Genomic DNA, 25783 nt, shown 5'->3' on the forward strand with positions numbered 1-25783 from the left:
GCCCCGTGGAAAAGAAAATGCGCATGGCGATTGCAAAGTGATTGACAAGCTTTGGAAGTATCCATAATATGGGGAAGTCAATATAACCGTCATGTGTACATATATATAAGAAAGAAGGCACCCCAATGTCCAAAGACCAACGCAAAAAGATCCTGATTTTGATGATCAATATGTTCATCGCCATCGCCAGTTTCGGCATCATCATCCCGATTTTGCCGTCATATCTCGTTTCCATCAATCAAGGCGGCATGGCAGCCGGCTTGATGATCGCCATCTTCGCCGCTGCCCAGTTCCTCTTCTCGCCGATCGCCGGCAAATGGGCCGATCAATACGGGCGCCGCATCATGATCATCTGGGGCCTTGCGGGGCTCACTTTATCGATGTTCATTTTCTATGCTTCCGATTTTATTTGGGTGCTGTATTTCTCCCGCGTCATCGGGGGAATCGGCGCGGCCATGCTGGTACCGGCCATTTTTGCATACATCGCTGACATCACGACTTTCGACCAGCGTGCAAAAGGCACAAGCCTGGTATCTGCGGCGATGTCACTCGGCATCGTGATCGGGCCGGGAATCGGCGGCTTCCTTGCCGATTACAGCTTAAAGCTGCCGTTTCTCGTGTCAGCGCTCGTGTCGCTCGCAGCGGTGCTGTTTTCCGTTTTTGTCCTGAAAGACAGCGACGCCGAAAAAGCGGATCCAGATCTCGCTTTGACGATGACGCAATCCGAATCGATGTTCAAAAAAATTGCCCGTTCGACTTCGGTTCCTTACTTTTTGCCGCTGGTCATCACGCTGGTCATGAGTTTCGGCTTGCTTGCCTATGAATCCGTTCTCGGGCTTTATCTCGACAATCAATTCAATTCCACTGCGAAAGATATTGCGTTCATGATTACCGCTACCGGTACGGTCAGCGTCATCGTGCAATTGTTCGTCGTTGACCGCATCGTCTCGCGCTTCGGGGAAATCGGCGTCTTAATCGCTTTCCTTGGCGTCGCAGCTGGCGGCTTTCTCGCATCGCTATTTGCAAGCAGTTATGTCATGTTCTTCGGGGTATCGCTGATTATCTTCCTCGCGACTTCGATTTTGCGCCCGGTATTGAATACATTGATCTCAAAACTCGCAGAAGGCGAAGTCGGCTTCGCGATGGGCATGAACAATGCCTATATGAGCATCGGCAACGTTATGGGCCCGCTTCTCGCCGGCATTCTGTTCGACATCAATATCATTTTCCCGTTCATTCTCGGCCTCTTGCTGCTATTGGCAACACTCGTCATCACAGCAGGCTGGCAGCGTTCAAGATCCGCTAAGCAGGCACGCGCCGTCGAACAATGACGCGGAACTTCAATCGAATGCTTGCCGCTAGTTAAGTTTGTATCACTTTTATATTCGAAAAAAGACAGAGCAACCGATAAACTGCCCTGTCTTTTTTCCATTTAAAGGATTTACTGTAAGACCTTACACTACGGGTCAGTGTGTTTTATCTATGGATTTGTTTTTTCTTGCCTTTTTCTGCTAATTGAAAAAGCCAATAGCTTTACGCTAGGCATAGTTGGTTGTATAATATTTGTATAACAAAAAACTACGGAATGAAGGTCATGCTATGTACAATATCAAAGCTGCAGCCAAAATACTCGACATGCCCAAAGTGACCATCCGTTCCTGGGAGACGCGCTATAATGCCATCACGCCTGCGCGCACAGAATCGGGTCATCGCCTGTATTCCGATCAAAACTTAGAGGATTTGAAATGGCTGAAAATCCAAGTTCAGGAAAACGGCATGAAAATCAGTGAAGCTGTGAAAAAACTGCACAGTTCAAGGAAACAATTCTATCATCCAGAAGTCACCGATTCACAGGAACCTATTGAGTATGCCAAGCAAATTGAAGAGCTGTACCAGGCCGCTGTAGAAATAGACATTGACCGTTTTAATTATTTACTCGATTTGAAGTTCTCGCTATTCCACCATCAGACCGTCTTCTTCCATATCATCGCGCCGCTCATGGTGAGGATCGGTGCGGAATGGGAAAATGGCCAGATCAGCGTCGCACACGAACACATGATCACCAATATCATCCAGCAGCGTTTCAACCAGTTTTTCCGTGTCTTCCCGGTAGCGCCCCATTTGCCGAAAGTACTGGCGCTTAGCCCGAGCGGCGAGCATCATCAGCTCGGCTTGTTATTGTTCTCGCTGTTCTTGCGTGAAAACGGCTTCCACGTCGTCTATACGGGACCGGATACACCGCTTGAGGGACTTGCAGAAATGGTGGCCAAACAAGACTTTAAACTGGTGTGCATGTCTGTTATGACGCCAAAAAGCCGCCCAGTTGCCGAACAATACATTAAAGAACTTTCTGACACCATCCCTGGCCTTCACTTTCTGCTCGGGGGCCAAGGCATCGATTGCGATGACGAAAAAATCAACCGTTATTGCATCGGCACCACACTTGAATCCTGGCAGCAATGGCTCGACGAATTCAAGACAGCCCAGATCTCATAATTTCACAAGAAAAGCCATGCGTGAAGGAATCCTTCGCGCATGGCTTTTTTTATTGATTATCGAGTTCCTGGTATTGTTTCATGTACGGCCCGCTGTCCGCTACTTCCGAATGGTAAAGCGCCTTTAACGCAAAGCTTTTCTCAAGCTCCATTTCCTTCATCAATACCTTCAGCCGTTTTTTTAGTTCCGGCTCTTGGTTGACCAGTTTCTCCATATTCGATTTAAAATAGCGCATCGTGATCCGCTCCTTTTCTTTTATTATAACACGGCAAAGCAAAGAAAAAGCGCATCCATCAAACGGATGCGCTTTTTCACATGTCTGGATTCTTGAATCGTGTTTTCCGAAGCTTAAACCGCCCGCTTTCCGTGGGCTCGCGCCCAAGCCTCCTCGGTTTGCGCTACTTTCGCTGCGCTCAAGCATCGCAAATGAATGAACTCGGCGTTGCCTCGCTCATTCATTCCCTGCGGGGTCTCGGTCGTCTCGCTGATCCACCGGAGTCGGGCGGACGCTTCTCCAAACACTTAGAAAGTTTATAGACTATTTGTTGCGTAAAATCAGTTGCTTTCTAATTTTAGCGACTTATTCTAAGTGTTTAAAAAACATCAGCTTTTTTCAACCGACCACGTGGAACACGTAATTGACGAAAAACAGACAAGCAATCACATAAAGAGCCGGGGAAACTTCACGCCATTTGCCGATCGCCACTTTCAGCACCGGATACAGGATAAACCCGATCGCAATGCCATCCGCAATACTGTACGTAAACGGAATCAGCGCGATGATCAACAATGCCGGGAAAGTCTCGCTCATGTCCTTCATGTCGAGATTCTTGATATTCTGAAGCATCAACCCGCCGATGATGATTAAAATCGGCGCAATCGCGCTGTCGGGAATGATCTTAATCAGTGGAATGAAAAACGCTGCACCCATAAACAAAAAACCTGCCGTCAGTGAAGTCAAACCGGTGCGTCCGCCAGCAGCCATCGCTGCCGCACTTTCTACACTGGCCACCGTCGGGCTCGTGCCGAGAAATCCTGAAGCCATCGTCGAGACCGAGGTCGCCTGGAATGCACGCGAATACTTTTCCGGACGATTGATGAAATTCACCTGTCCGTGGACGAGGCCGATGTTTTCAAACACCAACACCATCGTCAAGGAAAATACCGCAACCCAGAACGTCGTCGACAAAAAATTGCCGAACGACATCGCACCAAACACCGCGAATGCTTCTGCCGTATTGACGCCTGGTTCGCTCAATTGGCCGAGATCGATCATGCCGAAGAAATACGCAATGACCGTTCCCAGTACAATGGTGATCAGAAAATTCCCCGGCACATTGCGGATGAATAAAATGATCGCGAGCAAAAACGTCACGACTGTCGACAGTACGAGCGGATCTGACAGCGAACCGAGCGAAAGAATCGCCCCGTCGCCTGGCCCGACAATGCCGCCTTTCTCAAGGCCTAACAACATCAGAAATAGCCCAAGCCCGACCGTGATCGCTTCTTTCAGCGAATTCGGCACGGCCTCGCTGAGCATTTTCGAAAAGCGCGTAAACGCGACAAAGACGAAAATGACACCCGAGACGAAGACGACCGCAAGCGCTTCCTGCCAGCTCAGCCCCATCGACTGGACGAGCGTATAAGAGAACAATGCGTTGATCCCCATGCCCGGAATGAGCAAAATAGGCGCATTGCCCCAAAAGCCCATCAACAACGCCCCGATGACGGAAGCGGCAATGGTGCCGATGATGGCGTACTCGATTGGCATGCCGGACTCCGATAAAATCAGTGAGTTGACGGCGATGATGTACACAACGGTGAAAAATCCGATCAAGCCGGCTGTCATTTCCCGCTTGATGGTCGTCCCGTTTTCGTTAAGACCGAAAAACCGGTCCATCCAATTTGCCATAAGACATACCTTCTATGAAATTAGCCCTCTCCCTACCCGCTCTGCCTAAAAATCAGGTGAGCCAAGATAGAAGTGTAATCTTAAAAAAAGCCGCTGTCAAGGCATTTCTCTTGAAAGGAAATGGATGGTTATGCAGTCATTTATCTCCCAATTTCAACAAATCGCCTAAACCTTTCATTGAAGAAAAAAACCGCCTGTTCCCTGCTCATCACATTGGATGAACAAGGGAACGGGCGGTTTTTGATTCGAACTTGGAACTATTGCTTAAACGAACATCCCAGCGATTGCCGCACTCAAAAGCGACGCAAGCATACCCGCTGCAATGGCACGCATGCCAAGACGCGCGATATCCGGGCGGCGGCTTGGCGCCATCGCACCGAGGCCGCCAAGAAGGATGGCGAGTGAGCTGAAGTTAGCGAATCCGCAAAGCGCGAAGCTGACAATGATAACTGTTTTAGGAGACAGGTTCGCAATTTCTGGAGCGAATGCCGTGTAAGCGACAAACTCGTTCAAGACGAGCTTCTGCCCAATATAGCTTCCGGCTTGTACGGCTTCTGCCCATGGCACACCGATTGCGAACGCAAGCGGTGCGAAGATGTAGCCTAGAATGCCTTGGATGGTGATATTTTCAGCGCCGAACCAGCCGCCGATGCCGCCAAGGACACCGTTTGCCAATGCGATCAGCGCGATAAACGCAAGAAGCATCGCCCCGACGTTCAATGCCAGCTGAAGGCCGTCAGAAGCCCCGCGTGCAGCTGCATCGACGACGTTGACGGAACGATCGTCTTTTTCCATGACAAACTCTTTTTCTTCGATTTCTTCCTGTTCCGGAATCATGATTTTCGCCATGATCAAGCCGGCAGGCGCCGCCATGAAGCTGGCAGCAAGCAAGTATTCAAGTGGAACACCGAGGAGCGCATAGCCGGCAAGTGTAGAACCTGCAACCGATGCAAGGCCCCCGGTCATGACCGCGAACAATTCGGACTTGGTCATGTTCGGAAGGAACGGGCGGACGACAAGCGGCGCTTCCGTCTGGCCGACGAAGATATTGGCCGATGCCGAAATCGATTCCGCTTTACTCGTGCCGAGCAATTTCGCGAGCGCTCCGCCGAGTATGCGGATAATGAATTGCATGATGCCCAAATAATAAAGTACAGAAATTAAAGATGAGAAGAAAATGATGATCGTCAACACTTGGAAAGCGAAGACGAAACCGAATCCTTCTGTATCCGCTGCAGGACCGAAAACAAACGCGATCCCTTCACCAGCATAGTTGATGATGTTTTGTACGCCTCGCGACAAACCGAGCAAAGCCTGTCTGCCAAGTTCCCATTCCAGCACCATGAACGCAAACGTAATCTGTATGGCCAATCCGCCGAGAATCGTCCGCGGCTTGATGGATTTTTTCCCATCAGAGAACAAGAAAGCGATTCCAAGAACGACGATGATACCGAAGATGCCCCACAATAAATTCACAACTTCACCTCATTAAAAGTAGTTTTATCAGAAAATTGAACAAGTTTTTATCATTCATTGTCTGTCGTCAGACATCTTACCAAATCTAAAAGGATAAGTAAATGCACATATTGTGACATCTTCCACTCATCCCTCGCTTTGCTCCTGGGCCTTTGGATTTTTCATAAAGAACGCCAATACGATACCAATGGCACTCAATGCACCTGTTACCATAAACGAAATATTAACCCCGCGAATCAACCCTTCCACCCCGTAGCGGTCCGGGTCGAGCGCTGCGCTGGTCATGATCGTCACCAGCAGCGCCGTGCCGATTGAGCCTGACACTTGGCGCATCGTATTGCTCATGGCGGTGCCGTGTGGAATGAGGTCATCAGGCAATTGGTTGAGCCCGGCTGTCGTGACAGGCATCATCACAAGTGCGACGCCAAACATGCGGATGGCGTGCATGACGGTCAAATAGACAAAAGCCGTCTCGGCCGTCAACATCGTAAACTGGAAGGTTGAACCGGTAACGATCGACAGCCCGGCAACCGCCAGCCATTTGCCGCCGACTTTGTCGAAAATACGGCCCGCAATCGGGTTCATAAGCCCCATAATGATCGCGCCAGGCAGCAGCATGAGCCCCGATTCCAGAGCGGTAAATCCGTGCATGTCCTGCATGTAGATTGGCAAGATCGTGGCACTGCCAATCATCGTGACGAAAACGATAATGCTGAGAATCGTTGACAAGGTGAACAAGCCGTATTTAAAGACGCGGAATTCCAAAATCGGCTGCTTGAGCCTGCCTTGCCGGCGGATGAAAAACCATAAAGCGACAGCCCCGACACCAATCGAGGCGATGACTGATACGCTGCCCCAGCCGGCTGCCCCGGCACTCGAAAAGCCGTACAATAAGCCGCCGAATCCTAAGGTCGACAACATGATCGACAAAATATCGATTTTCGGGAAAGTCCGTTCCGTCACATTGCGCAAGAAGAAATACGCCAGCGCCAAATCGATGAGCGCGATCGGAATGACGATATAGAACAAAGATCGCCACGGATACTGACCGACCAAATACCCCGATAAGGTCGGCCCGATTGCCGGTGCGAAGGAAATGATCAAGCCAAACATGCCCATCGCCTGCCCTCGCTTTTCAATCGGGAAGATGACGAACAACACCGTTTGCGCAAGCGGCATCATGATGCCTGCACCCGATGCCTGTACTATGCGCCCGACCATCAAAGTTGCAAAGCCGGGTGCGAGCGCACAGATGATCGTGCCGGTGGCGAATAAGCCCATTGCGACAAAAAACAAATGGCGTGTTGTGTATTTATTGATTAAAAAAGCCGTGATTGGAATCATGACGCCATTGACGAGCATGAATACCGTTGTCAGCCATTGTGCCGTATTGGCAGTGATGTCCAAATCTTCCATAATATGAGGCAAAGCGGTGGCGAGCAGCGTCTGATTGAGTATCGCCACAAACACGCCAGCCATCAATACCGCGAGCAACGGCTTTCTATGCCGCGCTTCTAATTCCAATGTTCCCAAGCGCATCGCCCCCTTTTCTCAAAAATTGCCCTTTCTCTCCTGCTTACCCCATCAAGCAAGCTTTACTCTGCCCTGTAAAAAAAACAAAAAGCCGCAAAGTCCGAGGACTCTGCAGCTTTCCATCAGGCAGCTTGTTTCTTCTCCTTGCGCGAAATGACGATGCGATGGAATAGAAGATAGAGCGCTGGGATCATGACCAATGTGAACAACCCGGAGAACGTAAGCCCCGCAATGATGGTCACGGCCAGTGGTTCAAACAAAGGATCGCCGGAAAACGCGACCGGCAGCAAGGCCACAATCGATGTCAGGGAGGTCAGCACGATCGGCTTGATGCGCGCGTATCCGGATTCGATGATCGCTTCTTCGATGTTGAAATCTCCCGTCAGGCGGCGTGCTTCGACAAAGTCGATGAGCACGACCGCGTTCCGGACGACAATCCCCGTCAAGGAGACGATTCCCATGACGCCAAGGAAGCTGAGCGGCGTCTGCGTTAAGAACAAGCCGAGAATTGCGCCCGAGATGCCGAGATAGACGGCGATCAATACAAGGAACGGCAAGCCGAACGACTTGAACTGGAATGCAATGACTAGGTAAACCAGCAATAGCACGACTAGGAACAAAATGCCGATTTCAGCGAAGAATGCTTCCTGGTCGGAGTTCTCGCCGCCAGTCGACAGTTCGTAGCCGGCCGGCAAGTCCGCGCGTGCATTATCGACGACGTCGAGCATCTGGGCTTCGAAATCATCCGCTTCACCGAACGCACGGAGCGTGATGGCACGGTCTCCTGATTTATGCGGCACTTGCGCAAGCGCCGTTGTTTCCTGTGCTGTCAACAGCTCGTCCAGGCCGATCAATTCAGGCGGCCCTGGCTGCGCAGCAGCGGGAGGTCCCGCTTCGCCGCCGGCTTCATCGCCGCTCACAGCAGAACTCGATGCCGGCAAACTGAAGTCAGCGAGGTCGATCGGTTCGCCTTCTGAAATGCCTGCTTGCTTCAAGACGACTTCATAAGGCGTCTGCCCTTCATACAACGTGTAAAGCGGGACGCCTTGCGTCAGAAGCTGCAATTGATTGGTGACCGTCGACAAGGCAATGCCATTGTCTTCAAGCGTCTCCTGCTCCGGCACATATTCAATCGCCGGTACAGCAGCTCCGAGATTATCGGTCACGACGGTCGCACCGTTTGCGAGCATTTCTTCTTCGAGCGTGTCACGGAGTGCAGCGAGTTCATTGATATCTGCACCTGTCGCCGTCACGGTCACCGGTGCGCCGACTGGCGGCCCTTGGACAATCGTATCGAGGAAGATCTCTGCATCCGGGTAGCGTTCGCGAAGTTCCGGTTCCCATTTATCGATAAATGCGGAAGCGGAAGTCGCTTCCCGGTCGATACGGAATGCCACTTGGCCCGTATTGGCACCTGTATTGTCCATGGATGAAGCAAACAGGTTCGGCAGGCCTTCACCAGTAAAGACGGCCGTTTCGTTGACATCGCCGTCTTCCTGAGCCACTTCCTGCGTCACTTCACGGATGAACGCATCGGTTTCTTCAATGGTAGTGCCTTCCGCAAGACGCACGTTCATCGTTACTTCTTCGCGGTCCGCTTCAGGGAAGAATTCAAACGGCGTGAACAAAGCGAGCGACAGCAGGGCAGTCGCAATCACCAGTCCGCCGATTCCTGTGAGCCAAGGGCGTTTCATGACGCCTTTCAGCACTTTTCCGGAATATACTTGTGCTAACTTTTCAAGCGGTTTGCCAAGGAATCCCGGCGTATCGGAAATTTTGCGTTTTTTACGTTTCGTGCGCAAATACTGCATCATCGGCACGAGTGTAATCGACAGTACCGTCGAAGCCAAAATGGTGGTAATCAAAATACTCGGCAGCGCTTTGATGAACGCGCCGTTTCCGCCCGATAATAACAAGAGCGGAGAGAACGTAACGACAATCGCCAAACTGGACGACACAATTGACGGATAGACTTCCCGAACGCCGTTGATGGCGCCTGCCATTGCATTGTCGCCAAGCTTATAACGGCGCTGGATATTATCGTTGACAACGATGCTGTCGTCGACCAATATCCCGATCGCAATAATCAAGCCGATGACGGAAATCTGGTTCAAATCGACGCCGAGCGACGGGATCGGGATGAGCCCAATCAACACCGAAGCAAGCACCGTCAACGCTACGGCAAACGCTCCGTACAGCGTCAACCCTGCAGTGGTGACGACCAATACAGCGAGCACCGCGATCAACAGTGAAATATAAAGCGAACTGAAAATCTCATTGACGTTTTCAGCCTGTGACACATAGCGTTCAGCTGAAATGCCCGCAGGCAAGTCTTCATTGAAGGCTTCGATCACTTCGCTGACGCGGTCATCGACAGACGGCACATCCTGGCCGGTCTGTAAAAAGACGGTATAGGAAATCGCCGGCTCGCCTTCGAACGTGACGATGTCTTCCGCCGGAACTTCGGCCAATTCGACCGTTGCTACATCAGCAAGCGGAACCGCTGCTTGGCCGACTTGCAGTTCACGCAGTTTTTCGATGCCTTGGCTTTTCTGCACGGTCAAGACGAATTGCTGCTCGCCGTCGCTATGGGTGCCAAGAGACAGCGGCTGATTCGCTTGCTGCAAGCTTTCAAGCACTTCGAATGGCTGCAATTGATTTTCTGCGAGCGCATCTCCATCGAGTTCGATGACGACCTGCTCGCCGTTCAATCCTTTAATTTGTGTACCGGCAACACCGGATACCGCTTCGACTTCATCCGACAAGTCCGCAAGCGGCTCTTCGAGTTCCGCAAGTTCCGCTTGGTCTCCGTAGAACATATAGGAAACCAGCGGGAAAGTCAGATCCAGCTTTTCAACGCTGGTGTCCTGGGCTTGGTCCGGGAAACTGCCGGCGGCGCGCTGTGTTTGCTGCTGGATCGTATTGATCAAGCCCTCAGGTTCAACGCCGTCTTCGATTTCGAGTGTAATGATGGAAGCCGAATTCGCTGAAATGGAATTCATCGACGCGATGCCATCAATGCTTTGCAGCTGTCTTTCAATCGGGTTCGTGATGCTCGTTTCCACTTCTTCCGGCTCTGCGCCAGGCAAGATCGTCGAAACCAGTACGAGCCCTGGAGGCGTTTCAGGAATTTCACGCTGCGGCAGCGTCAGGAAAGTGTAAACCCCTACCAACATGAGGATCAAAATCAAAAAGATGAATAATTTACTGCGTTCGAGTATGTACTGCATAAGGATTATCTCCCTCCGATTGTTGTATAACTATTGTATAACTACTAATCAGAAAGCACCACTTTAAACACTCAAAAACCGGCCGAAAAATTTCGGCCGGTTCCAGGTTAAACTTTTGCAGGACGCCGCTGTTTCAGGAAATACGCTCCGATGAACATCAAAAGCGGCGGCAAGATGCTCAATTTGAACACCCAGCTGTCATCTCCCATAAAGATGAGGCCCATCGGCAAAAGTGATGCAAGCCCTCCCCAAAACAACGCTTTCCACGATCTTTTCCAAACTCCGTACAATCCGAGCAGCAGTGCAGCAATCACCAGCGACCACAATAAGATCCCCATCAACAGGAAATCCATCTCCATGCGCCTCCGTTCGGTTTTATACTTTAGTTATACTCCTTTTTCTGATAAAAATCATTCATTAAGAGTACTTTTTATACATTTTTATGCGGGTATCTAGAAATGAAAAAAGCTTCCCCCTAAATTTTTGGGGAAGCTTTTTTATTAGAAGAATAAGTGGAGTCTCGAAGTGTTTGGAGAAGCGTCCGCTCGTAAAACCTTCTGCTCAATAATGCTGCGCATTACTTTCGCAAAGATAAAGTCTCCTGTAGGTCGACTTTATCTTTCCTGTGGATTAGCGAGACGACCGAGACCCCGCAAGGAATGAATGAGCGAAGCTAAACTGAGCTCATTCATTTGCGACGCATCTGCCACGCAGATGTGGGAGCACAAGGGTTTCACAGCGACTGAGGAGGCTTGGGCGCGAGCCCACGGAAAGCGAGCGGTAAGCTTCGGAAACACGTTTTCAGTGGTTTCTCCACATCTAATTATAAGTTTTCGAAAAACAAGCGCAACACGTCCGCGCCGCCGATGAATGTGCCGAGCGAACTGCCGAGATTGGTCAATACGATCACCAGCAATACACGTGTCACTTTATTGTCCCAAAAGCCTTTGACGGTGAACACGTCTTTCGACAAGGTATCGAAATCCCCAACATTCGGCCGGCGGACAAAAGCTTGCGTGAGCCCTGAAAACCAGCCCGCCGCAACGAGCGGATTGAGCGATGAAATCGGCGCGGCAACAAAGGCGGTGAGGATCGCAAGCGGGTGGCCGAAAGCGACCGCCGCACCAATCGCGGCAAGCGTGCCGTTCCAAAGAATCCAGCTAACCGCCTGGTCAAATCCAGCGGCCGGGTTTGCATAAAATGTATACGCAATTATCGACAAGATGAGCAGCGGAATGGCCCAACCGATAATCTTCGGCCATTTCGATTTTTTTGGCACTTCGTTGAGCGCCTTCAAATCCTGCTCTTGATGGATTTCACGCGTGATGCCGGGAATATGGGCGGCACCGAGAACTGCGACGACCTTTTTCCCAGGCGCTTCTTTGATTTTTTGCGCCAAATACTGGTCGCGTTCATCGATAAGCGGCTTTTTGATGCGCGGGAAGGCTTTCGTGAAATCGTCCATCACCGCGTTCAATGTATCTTGCTGCTTCATCTTCTCCAGTTCCTCTTCGGAAATCGATTCCTTGCTGAAGATGCTGAAAAATACAGACGAAATCAGCTGGGTTTTCCCCATCAGCCCGATATTGCCCCAAATGCGCGAAAACGTCACTTGGATATTGCGGTCGGCAAGGACCAGCTCTGCTCCGGTCTCTTCTGCCGAACGGATGCCCTGGATCATTTCCGAACCGGGCTTGATGCCGAACTGGTCAGCTAGACGGTTTTGGAATGAGGAAATGGCCAAGTTCATCAATAACAGGCTTGCCTTCTTGTCCTTGATAATTTTAAAGATATCGGTTTCTTTCCATTTCTTATCCTGCATGACCGATTCATAGCGCTGTGCGTCGAGTTCGATGCACACGGAATCCGGCCGTTCGCGTTCGACGACTTCCTTTACCTGCTCTGCGCTCAGTTTGGACACATGCGCGGTGCCGATCAAAATCAATTGTTTGCCGTCCACTTCGAGACGGGTGATATTGTCTTCGGTCATTATTTCTTGTGTCATGAGTGTACTTCCTTCATAGAATAGGATTTCTTCTTCATTTACGGTTGCCGATGAAAAAGACTGTCTATTCTTTATAATGAATCACCAAGCGCAAAATATCAATCTTTTCGAAAGCTTATAATTCTGGCGCGTTAAACGTATTGCCCTCATTCAGATCACCGGCACGGAAGCCTTTATAGAACCATTCCTTACGCTGTTCAGAAGTGCCGTGAGTGAAGCTTTCTGGTACAGCGTAGCCACGCGTTCGCTTCTGGATTGTATCGTCGCCGACCGCACTGGCAGCCGTCAGGGCTTCTTCCAAATCCCCTTCTTCCAGATAGCCCAAGCCTTGAGCATGATGCGCCCAGACGCCCGACAAATAATCCGCCTGTAATTCCAAGCGCACTTGCAATTGATTGTATTCGGTCTCGCTCAGCTGATTTCGCGCCTGCTGGACATCCCCAAGCACGCCAAGCAGGTTCTGCACGTGATGGCCGACTTCATGCGCGACGACGTACGCCATTGCAAAATCACCAGGTGCGTTGAACTGACGCTCGAGTTCATCGTAAAAGCTTAAATCGATGTATAGCTTGGAATCCGCCGGGCAGTAAAACGGCCCCGTTGCAGAACCGGCCATGCCGCATGCTGACTGGACGCTTCCGGAAAACAGCACCAAAGTCGGCTCGACATATTCCATGCCTTCTTCAGCAAACACTTCCGCCCACACCTCTTCTGTATCTGCGAGGACGACCGATACGAAATCGGCCAGTTCTTCTTCCCGCTCACTTGCCACATATGGTTCCGAAGTAGAAGTTCCTCCGCTGTCGCCGAGTATCGCTCCCGGGTCTCCCCCGAGAAACGTGATCAACAGGACAATCAGCAAGCCGCCAATCCCGCCGCCGGCAAGAACTGGCCCGCCAACACTGCGCCCTCTCCTGTCTTCTACATTCCTGCTGCCCGCTCGCCCTTTCCATTTCATAACCGAAACCCTCTTTCCGCATCCATTTTAATAAAGCTATACCCGTTTCATTAGAAACTTTAATCCCATCTTGGCAAGCGGTAGACCAAAAATCGTTCGCGTGGATCGTCCGCCCCCACTGGCAGCGCAATATCGCTGATCAATTCAAAAGCAGTACGCCGGTCGAGGAAATCGGTATACTCGATTGCCGGATAAAATAAAATCACTTCGACTTCCCGGGGATGATCGGCTACTGATGCCAAAATCTTATCTACTACCGTCATGAACACCGGATCGGAAAACGGATTGAAAAAATAAAACCAGCGGTCATCCGGATGGATCTCATAATCTTGTGCATAGCCGTTAATGAACTCGATATCCGGTTTTCCCTTAAAGCGCTGCAAATTCCGCAGTGCGGCTTCGTGAAGCGAAGGGTCGACTTCCACTCCTGCAGACGCCGTCCCGAACAAATGATGTGCAAAGAAATTCAAACGCCCTTTGCCGCTCCCGAAATCGACCAGCCTGCCATTGCCCTTCAGCGGATGTGCCTTGAACAATCTATCCAGCCACGCATAGGGCGTCACTTCGAAACGATGTTCATGCATCGACGCGTTAAAGCCCATCTGCTCCCCACCCGTGTGGATATTCAATTGCCGATCCATTTGATGATCGTCCATCTGTTTGCCTCCTTTAATCTATTGAGAGCAGTTCAAGCCGCAGCTTTCTATTCCCACATTTTGCAAAATAAAAAATACTTTTTCTCTTGCCATTCCCATTTCTTTCTGTTATATTACAGCTAATTCAATAATTTCTTGCTTCCTTAGTGGAGCGAGGATAGAGGCGCAAAAACCATCAGTACGCAATCCGAGGAGTATGAGCTCTTAAGAAGATTGCCGAAAGGGGGATTTGCCGAAGCGGCAGGATGCTCATATTCCTGTGCGCTGGTTCTGCACTGAAGAAGTGTCGGACTGTCATATAGGAAACTATATGGAGGGCTATCTGACGAACAGGAACGATTGGTAAACATTGTTTCTAACGGCAGCAACGGGCCCCCGTTGCTGCCTTTTTGTTTACTCCGGACCGGCCCCCACCTCTAACTTTTGAAAAAAACTTAGAAAAGGGTGTGTTCTCTATGAAATTCGGTCAAGTGATCACTGCGATGGCGACGCCATTCGACTCAGACGGTGAAATCGATTTTCAGGCAACAACAAATCTCGTGGAATATCTAATCAATAACGGTTCGGACGGCATCGTCGTCGCCGGGACAACCGGCGAATCGCCGACTTTGTCAACAGACGAAAAAGTGGCACTGTTCGTCCATGTTGTCACTGTCGCAGACGGGCGTGCAAAAATCATCGCGGGCACCGGCTCGAACAATACGCGCGCTTCGGTCGCTTTGACCCAGCAAGCAGAGCAAGCGGGCGTCGATGGCATCATGCTCGTCACCCCTTACTATAACAAACCATCACAGGAAGGCATGTACCGCCATTTTGAAGCGATCGCAAACGCGACGGCGCTTCCGGTCATGCTCTATAATATTCCGGGCCGCAGCGTCGTCAATCTATCAGTCGATACCATCGTCCGCTTGTCGCTTATCGACAATATCACCTGCGTGAAAGAAGCGAGCGGAGATTTGGATGCTGCTTCAGAAATCATTGAACGCACAAGCAGCGACTTCGCCGTCTATAGCGGCGACGACAGCCTGACTTTGCCGATGCTTTCTATCGGCGGAACGGGCATTGTCTCAGTGGCTTCGCACATCATCGGCAATGACATGCAGGAGATGATCAAATTATTCCGCACAGGCGATACAGCTGGAGCCGCCGCGCTTCACCGCAAATTGCTGCCGACGATGAAAGCGTTGTTCGCAGCACCGAGCCCAAGCCCGGTCAAAGCGGCGCTCAACCTATTGGGCGTCCCGGTTGGCGGCGTACGCTTGCCGATGCTCGCATTAACAGAAGAAGAAACTGCTACCTTGCAGCAATTCCTGCCGTCCGCTAAACAAGACGCGGTCACCAATTAAAAAAAAGCTTCGCAGATCCGTTGTTTCAGGGTCTGCGAAGCTTTTTCAATTATAGACGTTTTCCAGGGCGCGCTTCAAACTGCCCCCAATGTTCAATGTCCGCACATCCACGCCGAGTGTGGTCAAGGATTGCGCAGTCTCCGGACGGATCCCCGTCAACACCGCTTTGACACCGATCAACTCCAGCGACTGGATGATCTTAATGACTTGATCGGCCACCATCGTATCGACCCGGATCACTCCTGATAAATCGACAATCAATGTATTGATCTTCAATTCACTTGCCGACAAGAGCGTGCGCTCCAAAATATAACGCGCCCGGTCGATTTCAATGCTGCCGACGAGCGGCAAAATGGCGACCGAATCGCTGATTGGGACGACAGGTGCCGACAATTCCAGAAACTCCTGGCGTGCTGTCGCTAAATTGCGTTGATAAGAAGTCGTATACGCATGGGTATAGGAATACGTCGCATGATCTAAAAGCGCATGCAATAATTCCGCCGCATCATACGTTATTTCCGGGGAAATAGCCAAACGGCGGCCTTCACTTTTAATCAAGGTCGCAATGTGCTTCCGGTACAATGCCGTTTCAGCAAGCGCCACATCCAAGGTCATGCCGTGCTCCAAGAAAAAGTTCCCGGTGGCGGTTCCCCACTTTGACATATCCGCCATGATTTCTTCTTCGCGGCAGCTGTTCTGCAAGGATTTGCCGAGCAATTCAATGAATCGAACGCGCTCTTCCAACACCAGTGCCGAAAACTCCCGGTTGCTTTCCACCAGTTCTTTCGGCAAAGCCGCATGCCGCTCTTCCTGAATCAATTCCGCAATCATATATTTTTCTTCTTCCACTCGTTTACCGAATAACACCATTTCTTTTTCCATTGGTACCTCCGTCAATTGCTGCTCGCTTTATTTCTTGCAACGGATTCATTATACCTAATCTTCTATACAAGAAATAGCTTTTTGCTTTTACTGAGAAAAAAATGCCTGCCGGTTGGCAGGCATTTTCAGGTATTATTTTGCAAATAATTGTTTCAATGTTTCAGAAGAAACGGCTCCTTCGCCGCCGAGAATTGTGTAGAAGGAATCTGGTGTTTCGAAGTTCTGGATTTGTTGTTTAGATGCTTCAGATGGCGTTTTTGCAGTCAAAACTAATGCTCCACCGTATGAAGCTGCTAAAGCACTCCCCGACAATGCATCCGGATAGTTTGCTCCTGTAGCAATAAAGGTTTCACTTTGATTTTCGATGAATCCGAACTCTAGTGCGAATTCATTGAATTCTTTATTTGTCTCATAACGAGTTTTTCCAGCGATACGGATTGGGTCTACGAACAAGTCTTCAACTGCCGGCCCAACTGCACCTTCACCGCCAACGATGATTGGCCATTCTGGCTGGTTCGCTTTGATGTAATCAGCAACGACTGTTGGTACAGCGCCTGATGCTGGTACTAGAAGGATTGGATCTGCATAATAGCCTGCAGCTGGAGAAACAGACAATGAATCAGCAAAGTTTGCGCCAGTCGCTACATAAAGAGTATCCCCCATGCCCACTTCTTCTGCGATATTAACAGCAGTCTCATAACGTGTTTTTCCGTTGATACGCTCTACATTGATCTTAAGTGCTGAGATTTCTTTTTGTACTTTTTCAGAAATTGCGCCAGTTCCACCTACCAAGATAACTTTCTTTGCGCCAAGGCGCTTCAGCTCAGCAGCAAATCCTGTAGGCAATGAATCTTTTTTCGTCAAAAGTAAAGGAGAGTAATATGCGCCAGCCAATGGTGTTGCAGCCAATGCATCCGGGAAATCCCCGCCTGTTGCTACAACGACTGTTTCAACACTGTTATCAGGCCAGTCCTGAGAGACTTCCAAGCTCGTCTGGTAGCGATCGCTTCCAGCAAAACGGTAAGAATTGTCTTCAGTAAGTTCAGCTGCAGATGCTGCACCAGTCGGTAAAATTGCTCCAAGAGCCAAAGCTGCAGTCAATGCTGCAGTCGTCAAAACTTTGCTATAAGTCATCGTTATTCGTTTCCCCATTCTGTAATGTATTCATTTCTTTTCCAATTATATGATATTTTATGAACATTACAATAGGTTTACAAAAATATTTTTTAGTAGGCATAAATACTTCTTCGCCACTTCAATTTAAACAATAATTTAATAACTCCACAGATTCTTCTTCAACTTCTCATTCATGACTCTTATCCTCTTCTTCAAATTTCCTAAGCTGTGCCAAGGTTTATGAACTCTCGCTTTCCGGGTACATAAGCCATAACGCAGACACGGCAAAACATTGACCTTACAGGAGGATGCTATTATGCAAAAACACGGCCATAAATTGATCGGCACGTTTGATGTGCAGGCGGAAGTGATCCATGAGATAGGTGAATTGAAAGCACAAGGATATAAGGAAGAAGATATGTACGTCGTTGCTTTGAACGGACAACAACTGCAAATGGTACAAGGGCAGACGGATGTCCATTTAAATACGGACGAGGGCGATTTCATGGACAAGTTCAAATCGTTCATTTCCGGCGAAGACCCGACAAAAGATGCGCTCAAGCAAATGGGCCTCTCCGACTTTGAGGCGGACGAGTACTATAAGCAAATCCAAAGCGGCAAAATCGTTCTATATATAGACAGTGAATACGGCATGAATTACCAGAATTTCGATGCCGCCGCTGCCAGCTTATCTGGAAATGGGCGTGCCCAAGAAGATCGGCCAACAACCGAAACGCCTGATTTGAGCGACGAACAACGGATGGAACTTCACGAAGAACGCTTGGCGGTCGATAAGAAATGGGTCGAATCCGGAAGTGTCGATATCCGGAAGAACACCATTGAAGAACAACAGACGCTTGATGTTCCGTATGAACGGGAAGAAGTCGAAGTCGAACGCCGCCCAGTCAATCAGGAGCTATCGGAATATGAAGCGAGCGGCCACTCCGCTGAGACTTACGAAAAAGACGGCCTTTGGCATATTCCCGTCATCGAAGAACGCCTGGAAGTGCGCAAAGTGAAATATGTCAGCGAGGAGATCATCGTCCATAAACGCAAAGTCCAGGAGACAAAGCATATCAGCGAAACGGTGCAGCGTGAGACAGTTGATATTGATGAAAATAATGTCCAGCGCTATGAAAAGCCTTAAACAAAAAAACGACCCCAGATTTTGGGGTCGTTTTTTTGTGTTTAATTAAAATGCGGCAAACAAGAACATCGCTAACAAGGTAATGATGACAACTGCCAACAGCACGGACGGGATCACAATTACGAAAAATCCTTTCCAAGCTGAAAATCGCTGTGCTTCTCCAACTGCTTTGCACTGGATTACAAACGTCCAAATGCCGACGATAATCACGGCTGCCAGCAGCAGAAAGCCGATTACCATACCGAGACCCGTGTCAGGCTCTGACATGGCGGGGTCTACTTCTGCATAGAAAGTTGACGGTGATGTGAGCAGCCAAATTAGCCACATCGGCAATAGCCAAATTTGCGGAATGCTTGATGTGACGACCGCACGGAACATTTCCGAATACGTCCCGACGCCGCCGAATAATTTTCCCAACAGCTTATAAATGCCGGAAATGATGGCGATCCCAGCGACTGCAGAAAGTGGCCCGAGCAGTAAGGCGCCAAGAATCACTCCTGTGGCCGGAAACATTTCCTCACCACCGGAAGCCCCGGAAAGCGCCCCTGCAAATCCTACCAGCACTAACAGTAAGACGATAAAGCTGGTAGTTTTTTCTTCGATGACATAGCGCACCGTCTCACGTGGGCGCGTCCAGATGGCGGTAAATGGATTCAATTCAGCGTACGCAGTCGGCTCATTCATTCAGCAACCCGCCTCGTTTCCCTTTTTCTGTATATCTCATGAATATTTCCCCCTTTTATTCCCATCTAATCACACTCTCCTATACTTGTAAATGACTGGAAGAAAGATAACGGACTGCATGCCGTTAAAAAAAGCTTAGGCAGCTGCTGCCTAAGCTTTCGGATTTCCGTCTTCAGGTTCTTTCGCTGACTGTCCAGGTTCATAGAGCGTTCCGCTATGCGGTGCTTCAGGCGGCGTTTTCTCTAAATTCATTTTGACGAATCTTGCCGAGCGCTTCTCCAGCATCTTCGGCGCGATTCGCGTCAGCAAGCGCACGGTTTTCATCTTCCGCCCGACTTCGACGACTTCTTTCGGTTCGTCGATCAAATCGATGATGACTTTGACTGCCTGCATCGGATCATCCATCGGTTTCATGTCGACCACATTGCCTGAATAATTCCCAGCGTGTTCGAACCACGGCGTGTCTGTCGCCCAAGGGAGTACTGAACAAACATGGATATCTTGATGCCCTTCCAGTTTCATTTCTTCGTTAAGCGCTGAACTGAAACCGAGAACAGCATGTTTGCTTGCGCTATAGCCGGTGAAATAAGGAAATGCGACATCGCTCGCCACCGAGCCGATATTGATCAAGGTGCCGCTGCCGATTTCCTTGAAATGGCGCAGCGCAAAATGGCTCCCGTTGACCGTTCCTTTGACATTCACTTCCACCATGCGCGCAAGGTCTTCAAGCGGAATATCGGTGAATGGGCCAATTACACCAACCCCTGCGTTATTGATCCACACATCGATTTTCCCGAAACTGGTCAGCGCTTCCTCGAACAGCCACGCGACGTCCGCTTCACGGCTGACATCCATCGTCACTGCAATGGCGTTCGGCCCGAGTTCGCTCGCAAGCGCTTCGATCAAGCCGGTGCTTCGCGCTGCCAATACCAGATTCGCGCCGTCTTTCGCCAATTGCCGTGCCACTTCCTTGCCGAGCCCGCTGGAGGCGCCGGTGATGACGATCGTTTTGCCGCGCCGTGATTGTTCCTGTGCCATGCCGCCTCCCCCTTTCTTCACTGCTCTTCTTGTTGTTCAAAGCGTTCCCGCAAATCTCCTGAAACCGCACGCCCTTCTTCAACCGGCTCGTGCAAGCTGCCGGAAGTCAATTCCGCAGCCGGCGCTGATTCAATCATCTCTTTGAGTTCCTGTCCGCCAAGCCCTTTCGCAACTCCTGGAAGGAACTGCCCGAAAATGGCTGCTGCTTTTCCCTTGTTGCCGACTTCCAAAGTCTTTCTCGGTTCATCGATCAACCCAAGGATGGCATCGATCACTTTGGCCGGGTCGTCCGGCGGCCCGACCAGGATTTCGTGTCCTGAATAATTGGCCGCGTGTTCTGTCCATGGTGTATCGGTGACCCACGGATCGATCGAACAGATATGGACATCCGGATAGTCTTCCAGCCGAAGCTCTTCGTACAATCCGTTCGATAAGCCGCTGACCCCAAATTTACTGCCGGTATAGGCAGCTCCGTAAGGCATCGGAATCTTGCTCGCAAATGAGGAGACATTGATCAAGATGCCGGACTGTTGCTCTTTGAAGCGGCGCAGCGCAAAATGGCTGCCATAAATCGTGCCAAGCATATTCACTTCCACCGTCCGGTTCAAATCGCGCAGCGGGGTATCGATAAACGGTCCATACACGCCGATCCCTGCATTATTAATCCACACATCAATGCGCCCGAAATTATTCATCGCCGCCCTGTGTAAACTTTCTACATCTCTGGCCTTGCTGACATCGGCTGTCACCGGAATGACCAATGGCCCGAGCGAATCCGCGAGCTCTTCAATCAGCCGTGTCCTGCGGGCAGCAATGACCAATTTCGCTTGTTGACCGGCCAAACGTTCCGCCAGTCCGCGGCCGATTCCGCTTGATGCTCCTGTAATGACCACCACTTTGCCTCGATTCGACTGCTTTGCCCCCACAGTGCTCGCCTCCTTCTTAAAAAAGCGCAGAATTTTGTATTCATTTACCCCTTTTAAACATATGGGAAACGCTTTAAGACACCGGTTGATAAGAACAGTTCTAAAGGTTTATTTATTGTTCTCACTCCCCTTCTATACACCTACGTTAGGGTAGGGTTCCGCGGGATTTTTCCCATAGAAAAAGAGCGGCACTTGTAGAAGTGCCGCTCTTGTACAATATCCTGTATGGACGCAGAGATAAATTTAAGCTTCTGGATCGATCGCTGCGCTCAGGACGACTTCGCCCTGTGGCGTCTCGTTTCCGCGATTCGGTTCCAAAGTAACTGCGATGGTATCCCATCCTTCAGTATTTTCATCGAGACTGAAGAATACCGCACCTTCGTTTTCCTGGCTCGGCGTGAATGCACCGGTCGGAATCGGCTGGCCGTCTTTCAATAGCCATACTTGATAGACTTGGTCTCCGCTCGTCGGTTCCAATTGATTTGCCTGAACTAAGAGATTCAATGCCCCTTCTTCATGGACCAAGGCAGCTGTTCCTGTTCCCTCAAATGCTTCGCTTGCCTGCAAATCCACTGTTTCGAAAGCGACTTCAGGTGCTGCTGGAGCGTCGGGCTGATCGCTTAGTTCGTAAAACGCGTAGGCGTTTCCGAGCAGCGAGACGAGCAGCGCCGCCGCGACGAGCGGTGTCCACTTTGATGTTCTGAACCCGCGCTTTGCCATAGGAGCAGGCGGGGCCGGTCTATCACGCTTTTTCGGCTCTTCTGCCAAAGGCGTTTGTTGCGCTTCCTCGTCGAAGACCGCATCCAAAATACGCGCCTTCATGCCGGCATTCGGTACTACCGGATCCGCAAGATAAGGGAGTTCTCCTGTCGCATCAACGATGTCACGACATTCCGGACACTCCGCTAAATGTGCTTCAAACTGTTTTTGCTCTTCTTCATTCAAAGTGCCATTCAAATAATCGATCAATTGATCACAATTCACGTTTGTCATCCAGAACTCCCCCTTCCTGCACCATTTGCAAGGATGTCTTCAATTTCTTTAATGCCAAGCGGATCCTGCTCTTGACGGTTCCGAGCGGAATGCCGCATTTTTCTGCGATGGTTTCATGCGTGTAGCCCTTGAAATAAAATAGATGTACCATTTTTTGCTGTTCCTCCGATAAATGCCGGACGGCTTGATGAATCTGTTCGCTCTTCTCTTGCCATTCGGCCGTTTCTTCAACCGAAGAGTCGGTGCTTTCCACTTCCGCGATTTCATCCAATGGAACGGAAGGTTTTTTCTGTTTGCGGATCAAATCCACTGCCGCGTTGCGCGACATCGTCACCAGCCAGGCCACGAACTTTCCTTTGCTTTCGTCATAGCTGCCAACCCCGCGCCACACTTTGACGAACACTTCCTGCAGCGCTTCCTCTGCCAAATCACGATCACCCGTCATTTTGCATAGATAGGAAAACAGCATTTTCTCGTAGCGGTCGTACAATTCCTCGAGCGCAGCCTTATCTTTTCCCCTGACGCGCTCGTATAACAATGCGTCTGAAATTTTTTCCATGCCGTGTCCCCTTTGTTACAGATTTCGTATACTAAGCTTACTATACTCTGCAGCATTTAGGTTGCTTGACTCTAATTCGTTATTACTTACCCAACGCAGCACATACAGAAATAGTTCACTTTTACTGCATTATTCTTCTCTTCTTGCCTCTATTGTGTCTAAAAAAGGGCAACTTGACGATTCGTCAATTTTTCAAAAAAACCCTTTCCCTTATAGTGATCTAAATTGTTGGTTTTTCCGTTATTACTATATATGAACTATAATAATGAACTATATGCTTTAAGGATTCCAGAGGGACTTTTAAGCCCTATTTATCCGCTCGCATGCTATTAGTTACGAATAAAGCAATCAATTATCGGACCACGAAAGGTGGATGTGCAGATGAGACAATATTTAATCATGGGATTGGCCACAGCGCTTTGTATCACCTTATTTTTCATTTTAGATCCACTGAATGGAAATAATCCCGAAAAACCTGAAACTAAACAACAAGAGACGGTACAGACCGCAGCCAAACCGGCTGAACAGAAAACACCGAGCGAACGGCTCGATACGCAATACAAGGACAAAATCGCCGAATTCCCGGTGCGTCCGGCACAGCAAGAAAAGCTGTCTGAACTGCGCCAAGAGCGGCTGGACAATCTTGAAGGCATGAAGCCCGCTCGCATTTCGATTCCTTCCATAGGAGTCGATGCGGCGATTGAAGAAACCGGCGTCTTGGATAACGGCGAGATGGGCGTACCCGAAGATGTCGATCAAGTCGGCTGGTTTGAACCAGGCTTTAAGGCTGGTGCAGAAGGAAACGCTGTACTCGCAGGCCATGTCGACAGCCTTACCGGTCCTGCAGTGTTTTATGAATTGGATCAGCTGGAAAAAGGCGATCAATTCACGCTAACGGATGCAGACGGGCGCGAAATGGTGTTCGAAGTTCGCGGCACCTCGAGTTACATCACGGACGAAGCGCCAGTCGAAGAAATCTTCGGCCGTTCGGACCAGCGCATGGTCAACCTGATCACCTGTACCGGTGACTTTAACCGCGACATCGGCTCACACGAAGAACGCCTCGTCGTCTCAGCCGAACTCATTTCCGATTCCGCGATGAAAGAACAGGCACCCGATGCGCCAGACAATTTGAAACTGACCGCTTCTAGCTTGTCATGGCATGCCGTACGCGACGATGCAGTCATCGGCTACCGCGTCTACGAAGAAGATCTCGAGAGCGGCGAATCCGAACAGCTGGCGACAGTCTCGCTATTCGAACGCAAAAGCATTCCGCTTGAAGCTGACGAATCGAAGCGCTATTACGTCGTAGCCGTCAACGTCGACTTAAAAGAATCCAAGAAAGCTTATATACCTGAAGAATAGCGAATCCCCTTGTCCGGTCATGCCGGGCAGGGGGATTTTTATGTAAGACAGGACTTGTGAAATAAAGAGAAGCTATTGGAAAGCTTCCGCTTTTCGACTGCGTTGCAGGGGGCTGCTTGGGGCTCGCAGGATGCGAGTCATGCAGCTGATGCGACAGGACGTCGCGCTTTCAGCTGCCCGGGGATGGGGCGGGTGCCCGGCCAATGTGCCAAAGAGCGTGGCACGTTTGTCTCGCCAGCCCGCGCGGTCCCACAGGCGTCAGCCCCCTTCCACTCCGTCTCTAGTTTTAAAGTGGAAGATCGTTTCTTCAGTCCTTTTAAATTATCCTGTGAAAACGCATCCTATTCTGTTGCTTACTTGAAATAGGCCGAAGAATGAAGTGTCATATGTCTCCACTCACTAAGCAAACCAACAAGCAAGCATAACCTATCCAAGAACCGGTTTATCAGACGCAACATCTCAGGAAGCGATTCCCCCGCTAGCCGGCAACTAGTTACAGAAATAGCCCCAACTAATCACACCACTTTCGATGAAATCTCTCAGCCGCCGAGCGTAAAAGGGGGAGCCGATGCAATAAGACAGGCGCTCTTCCTGGCTTATTGCGGAAGGCCAACCCAAAGCACGGCGGCGACTACTCAAGTGAAGTTCGAACAGAACATAAAAACAATTTCACCGTCAACCCTCGCATGCCTCCCATATGCTCGACTCGGGAAGTGATTCCCCCGCTAGCCGGCAATCCCATACAGAAGCAAATCCGATTAAACAATCTGCACACAATCAAATCTCCCAGCCGCCTAGCGCCAAGGGTGAGCCGATGCCGTAAGCCAAGCGCTCTTCTTGGCTTACGGCAAGAGGCCAACCCAAAGCCGGGCGGCGACTATTCAGATGACGCTTTAATAGAATACCGGAACAATTCCACAAGCAAACCCTCGCTATCTCATTACACACTAGACTCGGGAAGCGATTCCCCCACTAGCCGGCAATCCCATGCAGAAGCGGATCAGATTAAACGCACCAGAATCAACGAAATCTCCCAGCCGCCTAGCGCCAAGGGTGAGCCGATGCCGTAAGACAAGTGCTCTTCTTGGCTTATGGCAAGAGGCTAACCCAAAGCCGGGCGGCGACAACTCAGATGACACTTTAATAGAATATCGGAACAATTCCACAAGCAAACCCTCGCTATCTCATTACACACTAGAATCGGGAAGCGATTCCCCCACTAGCCGGCAACTGACTAAAGAAGCAAATCCGATTGAACGATCTGCACACAATCAAATCTCCTAGCCGCCGAGCGCCAAGGGTGAGCCGATGCCGTAAGACAAGTGCTCTTCTTGGCTTATGGCAAGAGGCTAACCCAAAGCCGGGCGGCGACAACTCAGATGACACTTTAATAGAATATCGGAACAATTCCACAAGCAAACCCTCGCTATCTCATTACACACTAGACTCGGGAAGCGATTC

At 50.1% G+C, this 25783-nt stretch carries 21 protein-coding genes and 1 riboswitch; of the genes, 5 read left to right on the top strand and 16 right to left on the bottom strand.

The window, feature by feature from the left end:
- Positions 1 to 125: 125 nt before the first annotated feature.
- Both AUC31_RS13565 and AUC31_RS13570 read left to right on the top strand, forming a co-directional pair.
- Complete coding sequence (locus AUC31_RS13565) at positions 126 to 1331, top strand: MFS transporter (protein ID WP_058382678.1); 1206 nt, start codon at positions 126 to 128, stop codon at positions 1329 to 1331.
- Positions 1332 to 1599: 268 nt separating this feature from the next.
- Positions 1600 to 2496, top strand: a complete 897-nt coding sequence (locus AUC31_RS13570) for a MerR family transcriptional regulator (RefSeq protein ID WP_058382677.1) — start codon at positions 1600 to 1602, stop codon at positions 2494 to 2496.
- A gap of 49 nt (positions 2497 to 2545) precedes the next feature.
- Here the strand turns inward: AUC31_RS13570 and AUC31_RS13575 are convergent, their stop codons facing one another.
- The 9 genes from AUC31_RS13575 to AUC31_RS13615 all read right to left on the bottom strand — a co-directional run bounded on the left by AUC31_RS13575 (position 2546) and on the right by AUC31_RS13615 (position 14266).
- Positions 2546 to 2731, bottom strand: coding sequence for a hypothetical protein (locus tag AUC31_RS13575; RefSeq protein ID WP_058383771.1), 186 nt, complete (start codon positions 2729 to 2731; stop codon positions 2546 to 2548).
- 378 nt (positions 2732 to 3109) lie between these two features.
- Positions 3110 to 4408: an NCS2 family permease gene (locus tag AUC31_RS13580; RefSeq protein WP_058382676.1), complete on the bottom strand. Its 1299-nt coding sequence runs from the start codon at positions 4406 to 4408 to the stop codon at positions 3110 to 3112.
- Positions 4409 to 4672: 264 nt separating this feature from the next.
- Positions 4673 to 5884, bottom strand: coding sequence for a NupC/NupG family nucleoside CNT transporter (locus AUC31_RS13585; RefSeq protein ID WP_058382675.1), 1212 nt, complete (start codon positions 5882 to 5884; stop codon positions 4673 to 4675).
- Between the two features lie 126 nt (positions 5885 to 6010).
- A complete protein-coding gene (locus AUC31_RS13590) occupies positions 6011 to 7363 on the bottom strand; it encodes a DHA2 family efflux MFS transporter permease subunit (protein WP_418054986.1) in 1353 nt (450 codons plus the stop codon).
- A 176-nt stretch (positions 7364 to 7539) separates the two neighbouring features.
- Positions 7540 to 10647 (bottom strand): efflux RND transporter permease subunit, encoded by a 3108-nt coding sequence (locus tag AUC31_RS13595; protein ID WP_058382673.1) that lies wholly within the window; start codon positions 10645 to 10647, stop codon positions 7540 to 7542.
- Positions 10648 to 10754: 107 nt separating this feature from the next.
- Complete coding sequence (locus AUC31_RS13600) at positions 10755 to 11000, bottom strand: hypothetical protein (RefSeq protein ID WP_058382672.1); 246 nt, start codon at positions 10998 to 11000, stop codon at positions 10755 to 10757.
- Between the two features lie 470 nt (positions 11001 to 11470).
- A complete protein-coding gene (locus tag AUC31_RS13605; RefSeq protein ID WP_058383770.1) occupies positions 11471 to 12637 on the bottom strand; it encodes a TraB/GumN family protein in 1167 nt (388 codons plus the stop codon).
- A gap of 130 nt (positions 12638 to 12767) precedes the next feature.
- Positions 12768 to 13610: a KPN_02809 family neutral zinc metallopeptidase gene (gene ypfJ, locus AUC31_RS13610; protein ID WP_058382671.1), complete on the bottom strand. Its 843-nt coding sequence runs from the start codon at positions 13608 to 13610 to the stop codon at positions 12768 to 12770.
- A 59-nt stretch (positions 13611 to 13669) separates the two neighbouring features.
- On the bottom strand, positions 13670 to 14266 hold the full coding sequence (locus AUC31_RS13615; RefSeq protein ID WP_058382670.1) for a class I SAM-dependent methyltransferase: 597 nt from the start codon (positions 14264 to 14266) through the stop codon (positions 13670 to 13672).
- Positions 14267 to 14416: 150 nt separating this feature from the next.
- A riboswitch (Lysine riboswitch) is annotated at positions 14417 to 14595 on the top strand.
- A 126-nt stretch (positions 14596 to 14721) separates the two neighbouring features.
- Here AUC31_RS13615 and dapA point away from each other — a divergent pair.
- Positions 14722 to 15612 (top strand): 4-hydroxy-tetrahydrodipicolinate synthase, encoded by an 891-nt coding sequence (dapA, locus tag AUC31_RS13620; RefSeq protein WP_058382669.1) that lies wholly within the window; start codon positions 14722 to 14724, stop codon positions 15610 to 15612.
- Between the two features lie 45 nt (positions 15613 to 15657).
- On the opposite strand, the gene AUC31_RS13625 is transcribed toward dapA, so the two are convergent.
- The gene (locus tag AUC31_RS13625) at positions 15658 to 16494 is read right to left on the bottom strand and encodes an STAS domain-containing protein (RefSeq protein ID WP_058382668.1); all 837 of its coding nucleotides are present in this window, start codon (positions 16492 to 16494) and stop codon (positions 15658 to 15660) included.
- Positions 16495 to 16626: 132 nt separating this feature from the next.
- A complete protein-coding gene (locus tag AUC31_RS13630) occupies positions 16627 to 17628 on the bottom strand; it encodes a cell wall-binding repeat-containing protein (protein WP_058382667.1) in 1002 nt (333 codons plus the stop codon).
- Positions 17629 to 17926: 298 nt separating this feature from the next.
- Between AUC31_RS13630 and AUC31_RS13635 the strand changes: the two genes are divergently transcribed.
- Positions 17927 to 18757 (top strand): DUF2382 domain-containing protein, encoded by an 831-nt coding sequence (locus tag AUC31_RS13635; protein ID WP_058382666.1) that lies wholly within the window; start codon positions 17927 to 17929, stop codon positions 18755 to 18757.
- 45 nt (positions 18758 to 18802) lie between these two features.
- Here the strand turns inward: AUC31_RS13635 and AUC31_RS13640 are convergent, their stop codons facing one another.
- From AUC31_RS13640 to AUC31_RS13660, 5 genes are all read right to left on the bottom strand, one after another.
- Positions 18803 to 19441 (bottom strand): Yip1 family protein, encoded by a 639-nt coding sequence (locus tag AUC31_RS13640; protein WP_058382665.1) that lies wholly within the window; start codon positions 19439 to 19441, stop codon positions 18803 to 18805.
- Between the two features lie 150 nt (positions 19442 to 19591).
- Complete coding sequence (locus AUC31_RS13645) at positions 19592 to 20479, bottom strand: SDR family NAD(P)-dependent oxidoreductase (RefSeq protein WP_058382664.1); 888 nt, start codon at positions 20477 to 20479, stop codon at positions 19592 to 19594.
- A gap of 17 nt (positions 20480 to 20496) precedes the next feature.
- Positions 20497 to 21405 carry an SDR family NAD(P)-dependent oxidoreductase gene (locus AUC31_RS13650; RefSeq protein WP_058382663.1) on the bottom strand — a complete coding sequence of 303 codons (909 nt, stop codon included), beginning with the start codon at positions 21403 to 21405 and terminating at the stop codon, positions 20497 to 20499.
- Positions 21406 to 21648: 243 nt separating this feature from the next.
- On the bottom strand, positions 21649 to 22398 hold the full coding sequence (locus AUC31_RS13655; protein ID WP_058382662.1) for an anti-sigma factor: 750 nt from the start codon (positions 22396 to 22398) through the stop codon (positions 21649 to 21651).
- Entirely contained in the window at positions 22379 to 22957 is a 579-nt protein-coding gene (locus tag AUC31_RS13660; protein WP_058382661.1) for an RNA polymerase sigma factor, read from the bottom strand. Before AUC31_RS13660 ends, AUC31_RS13655 begins: the two co-directional genes overlap by 20 nt.
- 381 nt (positions 22958 to 23338) lie before the next feature.
- Here AUC31_RS13660 and AUC31_RS13665 point away from each other — a divergent pair, with 381 nt between their 5' ends.
- On the top strand, positions 23339 to 24322 hold the full coding sequence (locus AUC31_RS13665) for a class F sortase (protein ID WP_058382660.1): 984 nt from the start codon (positions 23339 to 23341) through the stop codon (positions 24320 to 24322).
- Positions 24323 to 25783: the final 1461 nt, after the last annotated feature.

The sequence above is a fragment of the Planococcus rifietoensis genome, from assembly GCF_001465795.2.
GTDB lineage: Bacteria > Bacillota > Bacilli > Bacillales_A > Planococcaceae > Planococcus > Planococcus rifietoensis.